Below are 14704 nucleotides of genomic sequence, written 5' to 3' on the forward strand. Positions count from 1 at the left end.
GGATCAGAACTGAGTGAGCCGGGGCGCCTGGCGGTTTAGGCCTTCTCGTCCCGCGCGCGGTAGCCGCTCGCGAGGAGTGTGCGGAGGCGGTCGAGCGAATCGTCGTCGGCGCCGTTGCCCTTGATCCAGGCAATGGAACAGGCTGCGAGGAACAGGTCATAGCCCCGAACCGACGCGCGCACGTGCCCTGCGTTCTGCGCGGTCTCCACGTACTTGTCGGTGGCGGTGATGAAGATGTCGCAAGGAATCGTGAGCGGGTTGTCCGGATCCTGCGCCCTGGCCGCGGCCATGAGCGGGTCCGGGAGCCCGCTGAAGGCACTGAAGTACTCCTCCATCGCCCGCAGCCACTGCTCCAAAGCCTCGCCGGCATCGCTGATCTGCTCGATGTCCGCCTGGCGGGCCACCAGCTTCTCGGAGCGTGTCTGCAGCACGGCCGCCAGCAGCGCCTCCCTGGTGGGAAAGTGCCGGTACAGGGTGCCGGGCCCGACGCCCGCCTCCTTGGCGACCGCCTCGAGCGAAGTGCCGACTCCGTGTCGCAGGAAGTGGCGCTGCGCGGTCTCCAGAAGGGCAGCGCGGTTGCGCTGGACGTCCGGGCGGGGCTTGCGCTCTCGCTGTTCACTGGTGTTCATGGGCCCTCCTGCTTCCGACGATCGTGCGACCGAATCAAAACGGATGCTTCCTCCGCATTGACTCGAAGCTTAAAGCGGAGGCAGCATCCGGTCAAGTCGGCTCCGTCACTGAAGTTCCCGTGAGCTTGGACGGAGTCCTTTTATGCGCCGTGGCTGCCTGCTGGAAGCGCAGGTAGGTCTCTGAGGTGTGTGTGGGTGGCCCCGGATGAGCTCGCGTGGTCTGAAGCATCTGTGCTCGACCGTGGACCTTCGGGACCGTCCGGGGTTTCGGTGGTAGTAGCCCCAGTCGGGAACTGGGTGGGCGGGCTGTCGGCGACGACTACCCGTGAGCTGGGAATCGACGCAGAGAGCCTGGGTGAGTGAGCGTGATGATCAGTCGGTCGCCAAGGCGTAGTCGAGCATTAGTTCGAACCCTTGTATGAAGCCGTTTCGGAAAGCCTTGCCGCCGGGTGTCGTGCAGCTTCGAGATCGCCGGTGAAGGTGCGGCGGTACAGGAAAGCCATCGGTATCGGCGCGCAGGGCGAGAACGTTGACGAGAGTGACTAAGCGTGCGTTGAGCGGTAGCTGGGCATCGATAGTTGCAACGACGAATCGGTTCGGGGGGTTCGCGTATCCACTTTCGCGAACCGATCGGAGTCGAAGGAATTCACTGGTCGCGGCATGGGATTAGGACCGATTGTCCCTCGTGAACATCGTGGGCAACGCTGTCCCGCGGATACCGGCTGAAAAGGCTTCGCCGAATCAGTGGACACCGATTCGACGCAACCGTGGTCCTGCCGGAAAATAGTCCCCGCCGCGACAATGGGAACCCCGTGCCGGCGAGCGTGTTTCGTCGCCTATATGACCGGCTCGACCAGTACACCCATGGCCTGGTCGAGTAGTTCGGACAACGGTGCGGCTCCCTCGCTGGCCGTCCAGGCATCGGTCGCGGCATCCAGACAGGAGATCGCCGCGCCCACGAGAGCGTGGGCGCGCAGGTCGCCCGTGGATTCCGAGTCATCGCAAAGCCGGCGGGCGATCTCGGGCACCAACAGGCTGTGCCAGCCCTGCGTCTTCTCCCACTGACGCGTCATCAGGGCGCAGGCGTCGTTGAGCAGCCGCATCAGGTTCAGGAACGGCTGAGGCTCGTCGGCCGTCGGCTCGGTGATCACATCGAAGGAACGGCGCAGTGCTTGCCAGCACCGTTCCTCGGCGGGGCGCGCGGCAAGCGCCGCGGCGATCCGGGGGCCGAACTCGCTCATCTTGCCGAGGACGACTTCTTCCTTGGTGCCGAAGTACCGGAAGAAGGTGGTCCGCGACAACCCGGCCTCGGCGGCTATCTGCTCGACCGTCGTCTTGTCGAAACCCTGTTCGGAGAACAGCCGGAACGCGACTTCGCTGACCTCGTCGCGCATGGCAGCTCGCGTCCGCTCCCGCAACGTGGAGCGCACGGTCCTGGAGGTCTCGGCCATGCCATGAGTGTAATACAACATACCTAAGTGGTACTCAATCCCATATGGGTATATCGTCTCTAATGTTGTCTTAGTTTCTACCGAGGAGTTCTTCCCATGAGCAAGATCTGGTTCATCACTGGTTCCTCGCGCGGCCTGGGCCGCCACTTCACCGAGGCTGCGCTCTCGCGGGGCGACAAAGTCGCGGCGACTGCCCGCAACACCGACGCACTCGCCGATCTGGTCGCCACCCACGGCGACGCGATCCTGCCGCTGACCCTGGACGTCACGAACAGAACCGCGGTGTCCGATGCCGTGCGGCGCGCCCACGAACACTTCGGCCGCCTGGACGTCGTCGTCAACAACGCCGGATACGGTCTGTTCGGCATGGTCGAAGAGCTGACCGAAGACGACGTCCGCGCCCAGTTCGAGACCAACGTCTTCGGCACCCTGTGGGTCACCCAGGCGGCCCTGCCCTACCTCCGCGCTCGAGGCAGCGGCCACATCGTCAACGTGACCAGCCTGCTCGCCCTCGCCGCCTTCCCCACCACGGGCGGCTACACCGCCGCCAAGGCCGCAGTCGAGGGGCTCTCGGACTCCCTGGCCCAGGAAGTCGCCGCCTTCGGCATCAAGGTCACCGTTCTCGAGCCCGGCCCCTTCGGCACCGAGTTCAACGCGTCCTCCGCCCAATCCGCACCACTGCCGGCCTACGACAGCTACCGCGAGACGGTCCACGCCAGCTTCGCCAACGTCCCGAATCCCGACCCGGCGGGAGTCGGCGCCGCGTTGCTGAAAGTCGTCGACGCCGAAACCCCACCGTCGCGGATCTTCTTCGGCACCTTCCCCCTCCAGATCGTCCCCCAGCTCTACGCCGACCGGGTCAAGGGCTGGCAGGAGTGGGCCGAGCTGTCGGCCGAGGCCGAGGCCGGAAAGCGGTAGCCGTCCCGCCAACCATGCAGCGGGCCAGCTGGCAGTGGTGGACGCAATCGTCTTCCCGTCCCGTGGACGCGCTGCTCTCGCGAGCACCGCGTCCGGGTAGTAGAACCTCAAAGGAGGGATGAGAAATGGCGAGCTCTTGACGAAGCCCGGGATCCCGACCCGCATCATTGAGATGTTGCCCTGCCTCGGTCGGCAGGAGGAGATCGCCGTTGCAGACCTCGACCACCTGGGTCCAGGTGCGGCCGGCCCGTGGTGGTGTTCGAAGTCGAGCCGATAGCTGACGGTGCTTGGAATGGATGAACAGTGCGCGGGCGATGTTTTGCCGATTGCGGCTGTCGGTCAGATAGCTGGCCAACGTCGGCAGGAGGTTCGGGTCGTTCCGGAGGGATCGAGCAGGCAGCGCGGGTGCGTCGCGGTGCCGACGTAATTGGGGCAGTGCGGTCGAAGTACCAGGGTCGCAGTTGTCGGGTCAGCGGCGGACGCCGAGCAGCCCGAGGGCGAACTCGGCGTAGGCGGTGGCGATCTGCTCCGGCGTTGCCGGGCCGTCGAGACGGAACCACTGCGGCAGGGCGGTACACATGGTCGCGATTGCGCGGCCAGCGGCCCTCGCGTACTCGGCGGTGCAGTTGTCCTCGGCGAGCGCGGCATCAATATCCTCGTCGAGTATGTGCTGGATCTCGTTGCGGGAAGCGGTGATTCGCTGTCGATTGCCCGGGTTCAGGCTTCGCATTTCGCTGGTACCGATGAAGGCGAGTTCGCGGCGATGGGTGTGGAACAGGGCGAGTGCCTCGACGACCCGGGTCACTCGGTCGCGGCCGGTGCTCGCCTCGCGTCGGGCAGCGCCGACCCGCCAGCGCCGCTCGTCCATGGTTAGGTCGAGTGCCCGCACCAGGAGATCATGTTTGTCGCGGTAGTGGTGGTAGACGCCAGGCACGCTCATACCGGCTCGCTGCGCGATCGAACGCATGGTGGCGCCGTGGTAGCCGGTTTCTACGAAGGATTCGATCGCGGCGGCCAGCAATGGATCAAAATCCAGCCGCGGGAACTCGCGCCACGCACGAGCCGTCCCGCAGACCGGAGCGACGCCGACGCCGCGCCTGTGGGGCGGGGGCTCGGTAGGTCGCCGATCAGCCACTGCGTCGTCGTGCCGAGCTCGGCGGCCAGTAGTCGAAGTCGAGGCACCGAGACACCCGTCTTGCCGGTCTCGATGGCGCTGAGCGTGGCCGGGCTGACGTCGATACGACGCGAGATCTCCCGCAGCGTCAGGCCCGCCGTGACCCTCGCCGCTCGTAACCGCGCGCCCAGGTCGGGCGGTCCACTCTCTAGCGAGTGTTTAGTATACCTGAACGGCGGCGTCGGCTTTGTTAGGTGTTTGACAGGTCCTACTACGACGTGCCAGTGTCAAGGGCTTTCAATGCCGATCGAGCGTTCGGCATACTGAGCCGAGGAGCGGACCCGTGCCGATCGACCTGTCCTATCCGTCCGAGGTGCAGAGCCTGGCCGAGCGCACCCGGACCTTCATCCGCGACCGCGTGCTCCCGGTCGAAGATGCGCACGACGGCGACATCACCGCGGCCGGTGGCGAGAAACTGCGCGTGGAACTCCAGCAGGCCGCCCGTGATGCCGGTGTCTTCGCCCCGCACGCGCCGCGCGAATACGGTGGCCACGGTCTCGACATGTCGAACCGCGCTCCGGTGTTCGAGGAGGCGGGCTATTCGCTGTTCGGCCCGACGGCCCTGAACATCGCCGCCCCCGACGAGGGCAATGTGCACATGCTCGCCCACATCGCCGACCCGGAGCAGAAGCAGCAGTTCCTCGCCCCGCTCGCGCGCGGCGAAGTGCGCTCGGCCTTCGCCATGACCGAACCGGCTCCCGGTTCGGGCTCAGACCCTTCCGCGTTGACTACTCGCGCGGTCCGCGCCGACGGCGCGGGCTTCTTTCATCATCATGGCCCGAACCTCGGGCGAGCCGGGACAACATGGCGGCGCGACGATGTTCCTGGCACCGGCCGACAGTCCGGGTATTCGTATAGGCCGCCATCTCGACACTCTCGACAAGTCGATGATCGGTGGTCACTGCGAGGTCTTCTTCGACGATCTGCTTGTCCCGAAGTCGGCGGTACTCGGCGAGGTCGATCGCGGCTTCGAATGCGCCCAGGTGCGGCTGGGCCCCGCCCGGACGACCCACGTGATGCGCTGGCTCGGCGCGGCCCGTCGCGGTCATGACGTCGCGGTCGCGCACGTTGCCCACCGTGCAGGCTTCGGTTCGCGTCTCGGCGACCTCGGCATGGTGCGGAAGATGATCGCCGACAACGAGATCGACATCGCCGCAACCCGTTCCCTGCTGACTCGTGCCTGCTGGGAACTCGACTGTGGCGAGCCCGCCGCGAGCGCCACCTCCATCGCGAAAACCTATGCCGCCGAGGCGATCTTCTGCATCGTCGACCGGAGTATGCAGATGTGCGGTGGTCTCGGTGTCTCCGCCGATCTGCCGCTGGCGCGGCTCTCGCGCGAGGTGCGCCCGTTCCGGATCTACGACGGGCCCTCCGAGGTGCACCGGTGGGCCATCGCCAAACGCGCGGTGAGTGCCGCCAAGCGTGCGCAGCGGGACTCCGAATGACGCTGCCGGGCATGGATATCGCCGCACTCGAACAGTTCCTGCGCGTCAACGGCGTCGAGGTGCGAGGCGAGCTGCGCGTCGAACTGATCAGTGGGGGCCGGTCGAACCTGACCTTCGCCGCCGCCGATGACGTCTCGCGCTGGGTGGTGCGCCGCCCGCCGGTCGCCGGGCTCACCCCGTCCGCGCACGATATGGCCCGCGAGTACACCGTCACCGACGCACTCCAAGGCTCGGCGGTGCCGGTCGCGAGGACAGTCGCGTTCGATGCGCAAGGCGCCACGCTCGGGGCATCGATGACCGTGGTCGAGTACATCGATGGGTTGGTGACCCGCGACCAGGACGACCTCGCAACCCTGACCGATGCCCAGGTCGAGGCGAGCGTGGCCGAGTTGGTGCGTGTTCTAGCCCGACTGCACGAGATCGACCCGCACGCGGTCGCCCTGCAAAAGTTCGGGCGACCCGCGGGTCAGTCTTTCGCCGGAGTGAATGGAGGGCCGAAATGACTGACCTCGTTGACGAGGGACCGTCCTATCGGGTGTCCGCCTATGTGTCGGCTCGCAGGAAAGCATCGCGGGCGGCACGCATGGCGCGACATCCTAAACTGCTGGCGGCTGCGAGCCGAACCTTCGTGCTGCGCGGCTACCACGCGGCGAGTATGGATGAAATCGCGGCGCGGGCCAGTGTCAGCAAACCTATTCTGTACCAACATTTCTCGGGCAAGCTGGAGCTGTATTTGGCGGTGCTGCAAGGTCACGCTGACGCGCTGGTCTCGGGTGTGCTGTTGGCCCTGCGGTCGACCGATGACAACCATCAGCGCGTGCGAGCGGCCGTGGAGGCGTACTTCGACTTTGTCGACGACGAGTCCCAAGGTTTTCGGCTGGTATTCGAGTCGGGCATCGTCAACGAGTCGTCGGTGCACCGGATTGTGGACCGGGCTACAGAGGCGTGTGTGGACGCCGTTTTCGAACTGGTCACCCAGGACTCCCAGCTCGGTCCTTATCAGGCGCGGATCTGGGCGGTTGGCATAGTCGGAGCCAGCCAGGTCACCGCCCGCTATTGGCTGGACACCGGCCGGACCGTTCCAAAGCATCAGGCGGTCGAGGTAGCGGTCGCGCAGTACTGGAGCGGGCTATCTGGCATACCTCCGCAAACTGTGGATCGACCGAGGTGACGTCGCGAGGTACGAAGCCGACTCGAACTAGGATTCCTACGCGTGTAAACGCTCAGAATGCTGACGCATCCGTAGGCAGGCAGGCAGGCGGGCCAGGCAGAGGCTCCCTCGTACCTCAGGCGACGGTCTAGCCCCTCGCTCACGGTCGGCGCGACGGTGGTCATGATGCCGGCGATGTACTTGATCTCGTCGGGGTCGCGGCCGGCCTCGCGTGCCGCGTTCCGCACGAGCTCGTGCTGGGCCCGCGCCTCCTCGATCGTCCACACCTCGGCGATGAAGCCGCTCGCGTAGCGGCCCGCGATCGACAGTAGGTGCGGGCTGGGGCCACCGGATGCGAAGACGACGGGCTGGCCCCTGCTCCGACGGTGGGATCGCCAAAGGACCTCGCGAAGCGACGTACTGGCCCTGCAGGTTGACGGGCTGCAGCTTCGACGGGTCGATGAAACGGTCCGCTGCCTGGTCCTTGACCCACGCGTCCTCCTGCCAGCTGCCCCAGAGCGCTGGACGATCTGGATCGCCTCGTGTGCGCGCTGGTAGCTCTCTTCGCGATCGGCGACGGGTCTCCCATAGTTGGCGGCGACGACAGGATCACTCGTCGTGACGGCGTTCCAGCCTGCGCGACCGTGGCTCAGGACGTCGAGGGCCTTGAACTGGAGTGCTGTGTTGAACGGCTCATGGAAGGTCGTGGACCCGGTCGCGACGAAGCCGACGTTCGTCGTCTCGCGCGCGACGTCGGACAGCTGGATGAGTGGGTCCATGAGATTGCTGATCGTCGAGTGCTCGACGTCGCCGCGCACGGCGGGGAAGTCGGGGGTGAACAGGAATGTGAACTCGCCACGCTCGGCAGCTCTCGCATGACGCACGGTGGCGTCGACATCTGCGGTAGGTTCCGGGGACCACGTGCGGGGCGCGCCAGGCGCCGTGCAGGCCGCCGTATCCGTCGATCAGTCCCATACCGAGGACGAGCTTCTTGTCGGTCATGGTCACCGGGCCACCTTCTCGGTAACCGCTCAGACGGTGGCGGTCACGTCGGCCACCGTCTCGACAGCGACCGGCGCGTCGACGACTGTCCCGTCTGCGGCCGGACTCGCTGTCCGACGGACGAAGAAGGCACCTACCATGACGAGCAAGCCGATGACCCAGGCGGCAAGGAAGGCGGCGTGTCCGGCGGACGTGGCCTGTTCCGTACTGAGCACGCAGACGTCCCGGGCACCGGAACCGACGATGTAGGCGGAAATGAACACCGCCCCGAAGGCGGCACCGGCGAGCTGCTGGACGGTGGCGAAGGCCGCGGAGCCGTGCGGGAAGCTCGGTCCGCAGGGCGCCATCGCACTCGTCGTGAGCGGCGCCCACATCTTGGCCATCGCGCTGGTGAACACCAGCCAGGCGATCATCAGAGTGACGACGCTCGTGCCCTCGTCGACCCGGCTGAGGAACCACAGGACGGCCAACCAGACGATCGCAGCCGGGATCACCAGCGGGCGCGGTCCGACGCGGTCGTACACCCGGCCACTCAGCGTCGCCATGATCGAGATCTCGGCGCCGCCCGGGATCAGGAAAAGGCCGAGCTGGAAGTGCTCAGACCGGTGACATTGGTCAGCACCAGCGGGATTAGCACCAGCAGGCCGATCCCGTTGCCCGGTACGTCCGGATGGCCGCGAGGGCAAGAGGCAAAGTCAGCGTACTAGGTGTGTGTCACCATGCTCGACCAGCGCGCCAACTGAGCACACCGCACGTGACTGTGGCACTTAGGGCGAAGCATCGACGCCGGTGTCAAGATTCCGAAGGCGCGATCGCCGCGCTGTATCGCTTTGGATCGTCACAGACCGCCGTATCGAGGTGTGCCCGCTCTTCATCGGCGGTGAGGGGTACCGGCCCTGTGGGCCGCGGGTGCACGGCGTCTCGGTGGGAACCATTGACACCTCCAAGCTCCCGCGCTAGCGTTCGCTACATAGCGCGATCCAGGCCCCAATGCCGTCATCGGCATCGTCTATGCGCCAAAACAACCCGGGAACGAGATCCTCTCGAAGCGGGTCGTGGGATTGAATCAGTAAGGAACTGATATGCCATACGCAGACGTCAACGGTCAGCACATCTATTACGAAGATACGGGGGGTGATGGCCCCGCTGTGCTGTTGATGCACGCCTTCGCTACAGACCATGACCTGCTCGTCCCCCAGGTCGAAGCCCTTCGTGATGAGTTCCGCTGTGTGGTGATGGACGCGCGCGGCTTCGGTCTGACGCCGCTGACCGGCCCGTACACCTATTGGGACCACGCGGATGACGCACTCGCGCTGATGGAACATCTCGGCGCTGCCCGGGCCTTCTATGGCGGCGTGTCCCAGGGCGGTTTCGTGGCGATGCGCGCAGCCCTGCGCGCGCCGGAACGAGTCATCGGGATCGCAATGATCGGGACGCCGGTCGATCCCGAACCCGAACCTATCAGGAAGGAGTTCGGGGCGATGTTCGCTGAGTGGGCGGCCAATGGGCCGACCAAAGCGCACATGCAGATGATGGCGGACGTGATGTTCCCGCCTGACTATGACTGGAGCTTGTGGGAAGCGAAATGGCGGGACTGGTCGCAAGAAGCAATTCCTGTGCAGGTCGACGAGCTTCTTGCGCGGGATAGCATGGCCCCGTTGCTGGGCAATATCACTGTGCCCTCCATCGTTATCAACGGGGAGTACGACGGGATCGAGGCTGCGAAGGGGATGGCTGAGGGGCTGGCGAACTGCGAGGCGCTGGTTACGATCTATCGCGGATACCATGCGGTGAACCTCACTCACTCCGACCTGGTTAGCGGCCCGCTTCTGGGATTCCTGCGCCGCCACAGCCGCTGAGATCAGAGGCCAGGAAAATGCTGTCTATGACGGGCACGACGGTTTGTCGTCGTGCCCGTCATGCCGTCGCGCTCGGACGTTGGCATAGCTAGATTGCTTTTTCAGCGAACAGAAGGAGCTGCGAGACCTCGCGAGAAGGTTCACGCGTGAGGTTGTGGGGCCGCGGTGGCTCGAGGCGTTTGAGAATCCGCCATTCTCGAGGGCGATGACGCGGTTGGCCGACGAGGCGGGCCTGCTTCGCACGATGACACCGCAGTAGCCCGTGATCCACCGGCACTCCCGGTTCGTCGTAAGACCGCCGGATGACGCGACTCGAGCAGGAGTTCCATCGACGTTCTACATCCGACGACGAAGGCCCGTGACAAGGTGGCCGCCGACCGCTGGACAGTCGAGCAAACGCTGGCTCCTTCTGCGCCGATATCGGCGATTGCCTGTATCGTCGCTATCTAGCGATCGATAGAGGAGTTGTTGCAGTTGGGCCCCTGGCTCGGGGTGATCGGCCGCCAGTGTTCCCGGTCGCCGGATTGTGTCGTTTCCGTCCTCGTACTACAGGAGAACTTATGACCAGAGCAGTAATCGTTGACGCCGTTCGTACCGCCTCCGGGCGGGGCAAGCCCGGGGGTGCGCTGGCGGAGATCCATCCTGCCGCGTTGTTGGCACAGACCCTGCAACAGTTGATCTCCAGGTCAGATCTGGATCCCGAGCTTGTGGAGGACGTTCTCGCCGGTTGCGTCGTACAGGTCGGCGACCAAGCCCTCAACATCGCGCGGACAGCCGCTCTCGCCGCCGGTCTGCCGGAGGACGTGGCCGGAACGACCATCGATCGTCAATGCGGATCCAGTCAGCAAGCAACGCACTTTGCCGCGCAGGGGGTCATCTCCGGTACCTACGACATCGTCATCGCGTGCGGCGTGGAGTCGATGAGCCGTGTGCCCATGGGGACCAACGTTCAGGTAGGCGCCCCTTTCGCTCCCTTGTCCGAGCGCTACCCAGAGGGCATGCCTCACCAGGGGATCGGGGCTGAACTGATGGCCGCGCGGTGGGGATTGGACCGAGCCGCGCTCGATGCGTTCGCCTCGCAGTCCCATCGCCGTGCAAGTGAGGCTTTGGCGTCGGGTATGTTCACAACCGAGATCGTGCCAGTCGCTCTGCCGGATGGTAGGGAGCACTGGATTGACGAGACAGTGCGAACCGGGACGACAGTAGAGAAGTTGGCTGGGCTGCGGTCGGCTTTCCGTGAGGATGCCTTCTCGGCGCGCTTCCCCGAGATCGAATGGATGATCACCGCTGGCAACTCGTCGCCTCTCACCGATGGGGCGTCGGCAGTGTTGATCATGAGCGAAGACCGAGCATCGAAGCTTGGACTCACTCCGCGAGCTGCTGTTCACACGATGACTGTCACTGGTTCGGACCCTACTGTCATGCTCAGTGGAGTCATTCCCGCTACACGCCGAGCGCTCACGCGTTCTGGTCTTGACATCGATGATATCGACACCTTCGAGGTGAATGAGGCATTCGCGTCGGTCCCGCTGGCTTGGGCGAAAGAGTTCGACGTGCACCTTGACAAGGTGAATCCGCGCGGGGGAGCGCTCGCACTCGGCCACCCGCTCGGCTCATCCGGCACAAGATTGCTCACCACCATGCTCACCCACCTCGAGGCATCCGGTGGGCGGTTCGGCTTGCAAACCATGTGCGAGGGGGGCGGCATGGCGAACGCCACGATCATCGAGCGGATTTAGCGGCAGTCGGGTCTTCGGCCCTGACTGCGCACGCCGCTACCCGCCTGTTGGGTGTGAACTGCACGGATGAAGGTGGAACGTCGCGCAGCATTGCGGATGTATCTATCGTACGCTATATTGAACTGAGCCGATGTGACTTCAGCCCACTTCGGGCGCGATTCTCGATCACCTCAAGGAGTTAGTCATGCGAAAAATGCGCCAGATCGCCGGGGTGGCTACGGCCCACTCACTGTGATCCGCGACGTATGCATCGAGGTTCGCCCGGCTGAGATCGTGGCCTTTCGCGGCCCGAGCGGTGCGGGCAAGACGACGCTGCTTCTCACTGCGGTAGGGGTGCTGCCGGCCAAGGCTGGAACCTTCCGGGTGCTCGGGTCCGGGGTGCGAAGAGGGGCTCACCATCAAGTCCGTCGGGGGCTCGCTTTCGTTCCTGAAGATCGCTCGGTAATCAGGTCGCTCAACGTTCGTGACAACTTGCTGCTGGGTGCCGGTAGTGTCGACGCCGCCATCCAGGTCTTTCCGGAGTTGGGCACGTTGCTTGATCGGTCTGCGGGGTTGCTGTCCGGCGGTGAGCAGAAAATGTTGACGCTGGCGCGCGCTTTGATAATTCGATGACACTTGAAAGGCTGGACTGAGGCGAGTCGTCGAATAGGCCGTCAGGTGTGTTCGTCACAGAAGTTGGATGCGGGTAGTGGATTGTCGATCATATCGTAAGGAGAGTCACGTGAATGTTAAAGGACGCTCTGCGCTGGTTTCTGGCGGGGCCTCGGGCCTTGGCCTTGCGACGGCACAACGCCTGGCCTCAGAGGGGATGCGGGTAATCGCACTCGACCTCGATGCTTCGGTGCAGCGCGCAGCAGATTCGTGGCCGCATCTCGAGTTCGTGGCTGCCGATGTGTGCGACTCCGAAGCTGTCGGACAGGCAGTGGACGTAGCCAACCGAGATGGCAACCTGTCGGTCGTGGTGAACTGTGCGGGGATCGGCGACCCCGGCCGCGTGCTGAGCAGAAGTGGGCCTCTAGCTCTGGAGCGATTCGAACGTGTGGTCAAGGTCAACCTAATTGGAACGTTCAACATGATCCGACTCGCGGGCCACGCGATGTCCAGCAATAAGCGAGACGGTGAGGAGCGCGGCGTCATCGTCAACACGGCCTCGGTGGCGGCCTTCGACGGTCAAATCGGCCAAGCATCGTACGCGGCATCCAAAGCTGCGATCGCGGGCATGACTCTGCCGATCGCTCGCGAATTCGCTGGCGCTGCAATCAGGGTCGCCACCATTGCGCCTGGCCTGTTCGAGACGCCCCTACTTGGAGAGCTGCCGCAGGAGGTGCGTGACGGTCTGGGAGCGTCGGTGCCGTTTCCTGCCAGGCTCGGCCTGCCCGATGAGTACGCGGACCTGGTTTACGCCATCGTCCGCAACCCGATGCTCAACGGTGAGGTTATCCGCCTCGACGGTGCTATTCGGATGGCACCGCGCTGACTGAATTCTTCTGACACATCGACGCGCCGGTTTACTACGGCTAAGCCTCGTGAACCCATCAAGCCAGGTGGCAGTGCTCTACAGCCGATGACCGCCGCACGGGGGCAGAGAATTTGACCTTGTCAACTATTGCATAACGACTTTAACGATAGAAGAGCGTGAAATGACTCGAAACAACACGACGGGTGCGATCGAACTCGCCAGATACGTCGATGGATGGGCCCCCGACCCTGTCGAGACCGTCGATGTGGTACCGCGGGAACGGCTGACTCAGCTCGCTCGGACGTTGGACTCCGACGAGGCGCGCTTGGCCGACGGCATTGTTCCGATTCTTGGCCATTGGACGGCGTTTCAGGATTGGCCCGCCTCATCCGAACTCGGATTGGACGGTCATCCGGCAGAGGGGCACTTCTACCCGCCCATACCTGACCGTCGTCGTATGTTCGCCGGATCGACCGTGACGTCCCACGGGCACTTGCGGGTGGACGTTCCGACTGTCCGGCGTTCGTCCGTCGAGTCTGTGACGCCAAAGCGTGGCGGCACAGGAGAGATGTTGTTCGTTGTCGTCCGGCACGAGTTCGAGCAGGCCGGGAAGCTCTGCCGAACCGAGCAGCAACAGATTGTGTATCGCAGTGACAGCGGCGGGCCGACCAGAACGTTCGAGCGAGCAACAACTCAGGTCGAGCCTTCGGCTGACTCGACCTGGGCGACAACACGTTCGATTCCGACCACGGCGTTGTTCCGTTACAGCGCTCTTACGGCCAACGCCCACAGAATTCATTACGACGCACCGTACGCAACCGAAGTCGAGGGATACCCGGGTCTTGTGGTGCACGGTCCTCTTCTGGCGACATTGATGGCAGATCTGGTAGGGCAGGCATGGGGGGATTCCAGGGTCGGAGAATTCTCCTTCCGTCTGAAACACCCACTCTTTGCGCACGATCTATTCGTCGTCGAGGGGGTGTCGGCCGAGGACGGCCGGTCCGCGTCGCTGTCAGTGACGGGCTCGGTCGCGACGGCGGCAACGGCAAGGGCGGTCCGGCGTTGAAGGCCGAACTGGCACGACGTGTAGCGGTTGCGCGCACCTTCCTGTTCGTACCAGGAACGAGACCGGACCGCTTCGACAAGGCCGCAGCGTCGGGGGCGGACCTTATAATACTCGACCTCGAAGATGCCGTTGCGGACGTTGACAAGATAACAGCGCGAGACAACGTCGTCGAATGGCTGCGCGACGGCGGACAGGCCGTTGTGCGTGTGAATTCGCGCAGGTCACCGCATTGGGCGGCCGACATTGCAGCGATAACCGCAACGGGAGCAGCGATCATGGTTCCCAAAGCGGACGATCCGCAAGCTCTGGCTGAACTCGCTGAGAGGCTACCGGTTATCGCACTCATCGAGACCGCGCGCGGAGTCCTTGCTGCACCGGCGATATCGTCGGTCCCCGGCGTCGTTCGTACCGCGCTGGGCCATATCGATCTCGCGGCTGAAATCGGCGTCGACCCGGGCGAGCGTGAAGCTCTTCTTGTCGCACGCTCGTCACTGGTGATCGCCGCAGCCGCCGCTGGCATCGACTCGCCTATCGACGGAGTTACGACGCACCTCGGCAACCCGACGATCCTCGAATCGGATGTGCTCTACGGGAAGTCGTTGGGATTCAGCGGAAAGCTGTGCATTCACCCGTCTCAGATCGAGACCGCCAAGGCCGCGTTGACACCGACCTCTGCCGAGGTCGCTTGGGCCGAGAAGATTACCGCGTCGTTGCCGGCGGACGGCGGAGTCGCCAGCGTGGACGGACACATGGTCGATCCGCCCGTTGTCGCTCGCGCCGCTCGAATCCTGGCCACGGCGAGGAGATAGCAC

General features: G+C 64.5%; 16 protein-coding genes and 1 pseudogene. 11 read left to right on the forward strand and 6 right to left on the reverse strand.

Annotation, left to right across the window (positions count from 1 at the left end; all coding sequences use genetic code 11):
- Positions 1-35: 35 nt before the first annotated feature.
- Both BOX37_RS13015 and BOX37_RS13020 read right to left on the reverse strand, forming a co-directional pair.
- Positions 36-629 carry a TetR/AcrR family transcriptional regulator gene (locus BOX37_RS13015; protein ID WP_071927878.1) on the reverse strand — a complete coding sequence of 198 codons (594 nt, stop codon included), beginning with the start codon at positions 627-629 and terminating at the stop codon, positions 36-38.
- An 836-nt stretch (positions 630-1465) separates the two neighbouring features.
- Positions 1466-2080, reverse strand: a complete 615-nt coding sequence (locus BOX37_RS13020) for a TetR family transcriptional regulator (RefSeq protein ID WP_071927879.1) — start codon at positions 2078-2080, stop codon at positions 1466-1468.
- A gap of 96 nt (positions 2081-2176) precedes the next feature.
- On the opposite strand from BOX37_RS13020, the gene BOX37_RS13025 reads away from it, so the two are divergent.
- The gene (locus tag BOX37_RS13025; RefSeq protein WP_071927880.1) at positions 2177-2998 is read left to right on the forward strand and encodes an SDR family NAD(P)-dependent oxidoreductase; all 822 of its coding nucleotides are present in this window, start codon (positions 2177-2179) and stop codon (positions 2996-2998) included.
- 469 nt (positions 2999-3467) lie between these two features.
- Here the strand turns inward: BOX37_RS13025 and BOX37_RS13030 are convergent, their stop codons facing one another.
- Together BOX37_RS13030 and BOX37_RS35265 are read right to left on the reverse strand one after the other, a co-directional pair.
- Positions 3468-4019, reverse strand: a complete 552-nt coding sequence (locus BOX37_RS13030; protein ID WP_240505330.1) for a TetR/AcrR family transcriptional regulator — start codon at positions 4017-4019, stop codon at positions 3468-3470.
- Entirely contained in the window at positions 3989-4303 is a 315-nt protein-coding gene (locus tag BOX37_RS35265) for a helix-turn-helix domain-containing protein (protein WP_338039867.1), read from the reverse strand. Before BOX37_RS35265 ends, BOX37_RS13030 begins: the two co-directional genes overlap by 31 nt.
- A gap of 152 nt (positions 4304-4455) precedes the next feature.
- Here BOX37_RS35265 and BOX37_RS13035 point away from each other — a divergent pair.
- The 3 genes and pseudogenes from BOX37_RS13035 (at position 4456) to BOX37_RS13045 (ending at position 6788) form a co-directional block, all read left to right on the forward strand.
- Positions 4456-5617 (forward strand): annotated as a pseudogene (locus BOX37_RS13035) (acyl-CoA dehydrogenase family protein).
- An 11-nt stretch (positions 5618-5628) separates the two neighbouring features.
- Positions 5629-6120 (forward strand): phosphotransferase family protein, encoded by a 492-nt coding sequence (locus tag BOX37_RS13040; protein WP_071927881.1) that lies wholly within the window; start codon positions 5629-5631, stop codon positions 6118-6120.
- Complete coding sequence (locus BOX37_RS13045) at positions 6117-6788, forward strand: TetR/AcrR family transcriptional regulator (RefSeq protein WP_071927882.1); 672 nt, start codon at positions 6117-6119, stop codon at positions 6786-6788. The genes BOX37_RS13040 and BOX37_RS13045 overlap by 4 nt, the downstream gene beginning before the upstream one ends.
- Here the strand turns inward: BOX37_RS13045 and BOX37_RS36100 are convergent.
- Together BOX37_RS36100 and BOX37_RS13055 are read right to left on the reverse strand one after the other, a co-directional pair.
- Complete coding sequence (locus BOX37_RS36100; protein WP_071927883.1) at positions 6707-7651, reverse strand: LLM class flavin-dependent oxidoreductase; 945 nt, start codon at positions 7649-7651, stop codon at positions 6707-6709. The genes BOX37_RS13045 and BOX37_RS36100 overlap by 82 nt on opposite strands.
- A 147-nt stretch (positions 7652-7798) precedes the next feature.
- Positions 7799-8314: an MFS transporter gene (locus BOX37_RS13055; RefSeq protein ID WP_071927884.1), complete on the reverse strand. Its 516-nt coding sequence runs from the start codon at positions 8312-8314 to the stop codon at positions 7799-7801.
- 537 nt (positions 8315-8851) lie between these two features.
- Here BOX37_RS13055 and BOX37_RS13060 point away from each other — a divergent pair.
- The 7 genes from BOX37_RS13060 (at position 8852) to BOX37_RS13085 (ending at position 14701) form a co-directional block, all read left to right on the forward strand.
- On the forward strand, positions 8852-9628 hold the full coding sequence (locus BOX37_RS13060; protein ID WP_071927885.1) for an alpha/beta fold hydrolase: 777 nt from the start codon (positions 8852-8854) through the stop codon (positions 9626-9628).
- Positions 9629-9746: 118 nt separating this feature from the next.
- Positions 9747-9887 (forward strand): hypothetical protein, encoded by a 141-nt coding sequence (locus tag BOX37_RS36105; RefSeq protein WP_156910734.1) that lies wholly within the window; start codon positions 9747-9749, stop codon positions 9885-9887.
- Positions 9888-10188: 301 nt separating this feature from the next.
- Entirely contained in the window at positions 10189-11367 is a 1179-nt protein-coding gene (locus BOX37_RS13065) for a thiolase family protein (protein ID WP_071927886.1), read from the forward strand.
- Between the two features lie 231 nt (positions 11368-11598).
- Positions 11599-11979: an ATP-binding cassette domain-containing protein gene (locus tag BOX37_RS13070; RefSeq protein ID WP_071927887.1), complete on the forward strand. Its 381-nt coding sequence runs from the start codon at positions 11599-11601 to the stop codon at positions 11977-11979.
- Positions 11980-12088: 109 nt separating this feature from the next.
- The gene (locus BOX37_RS13075; protein ID WP_071927888.1) at positions 12089-12844 is read left to right on the forward strand and encodes an SDR family NAD(P)-dependent oxidoreductase; all 756 of its coding nucleotides are present in this window, start codon (positions 12089-12091) and stop codon (positions 12842-12844) included.
- A gap of 163 nt (positions 12845-13007) precedes the next feature.
- Positions 13008-13892 carry an HTD2 family dehydratase gene (locus BOX37_RS13080; RefSeq protein WP_071927889.1) on the forward strand — a complete coding sequence of 295 codons (885 nt, stop codon included), beginning with the start codon at positions 13008-13010 and terminating at the stop codon, positions 13890-13892.
- Positions 13889-14701 carry an HpcH/HpaI aldolase/citrate lyase family protein gene (locus BOX37_RS13085; RefSeq protein ID WP_084759591.1) on the forward strand — a complete coding sequence of 271 codons (813 nt, stop codon included), beginning with the start codon at positions 13889-13891 and terminating at the stop codon, positions 14699-14701. Before BOX37_RS13080 ends, BOX37_RS13085 begins: the two co-directional genes overlap by 4 nt.
- The last annotated feature ends 3 nt before the right edge of the window (positions 14702-14704 follow it).

It is taken from the genome of Nocardia mangyaensis, from assembly GCF_001886715.1.
In the GTDB taxonomy this organism is placed as follows: Bacteria; Actinomycetota; Actinomycetes; order Mycobacteriales; family Mycobacteriaceae; genus Nocardia; species Nocardia mangyaensis.

Bases quoted from the DNA above. Each gene is read 5' to 3' on its own strand.
- BOX37_RS13015 (WP_071927878.1), bottom strand. From the start codon at position 629: ATGAACACCAGTGAACAGCGAGAGCGCAAGCCCCGCCCGGACGTCCAG.
- BOX37_RS13020 (WP_071927879.1), bottom strand. From the start codon at position 2,080: ATGGCCGAGACCTCCAGGACCGTGCGCTCCACGTTGCGGGAGCGGACG.
- BOX37_RS13025 (WP_071927880.1), top strand. From the start codon at position 2,177: ATGAGCAAGATCTGGTTCATCACTGGTTCCTCGCGCGGCCTGGGCCGC.
- BOX37_RS13040 (WP_071927881.1), top strand. From the start codon at position 5,629: ATGGATATCGCCGCACTCGAACAGTTCCTGCGCGTCAACGGCGTCGAG.
- BOX37_RS13045 (WP_071927882.1), top strand. From the start codon at position 6,117: ATGACTGACCTCGTTGACGAGGGACCGTCCTATCGGGTGTCCGCCTAT.
- BOX37_RS13055 (WP_071927884.1), bottom strand. From the start codon at position 8,314: ATGGCGACGCTGAGTGGCCGGGTGTACGACCGCGTCGGACCGCGCCCG.
- BOX37_RS13060 (WP_071927885.1), top strand. From the start codon at position 8,852: ATGCCATACGCAGACGTCAACGGTCAGCACATCTATTACGAAGATACG.
- BOX37_RS13065 (WP_071927886.1), top strand. From the start codon at position 10,189: ATGACCAGAGCAGTAATCGTTGACGCCGTTCGTACCGCCTCCGGGCGG.
- BOX37_RS13080 (WP_071927889.1), top strand. From the start codon at position 13,008: ATGACTCGAAACAACACGACGGGTGCGATCGAACTCGCCAGATACGTC.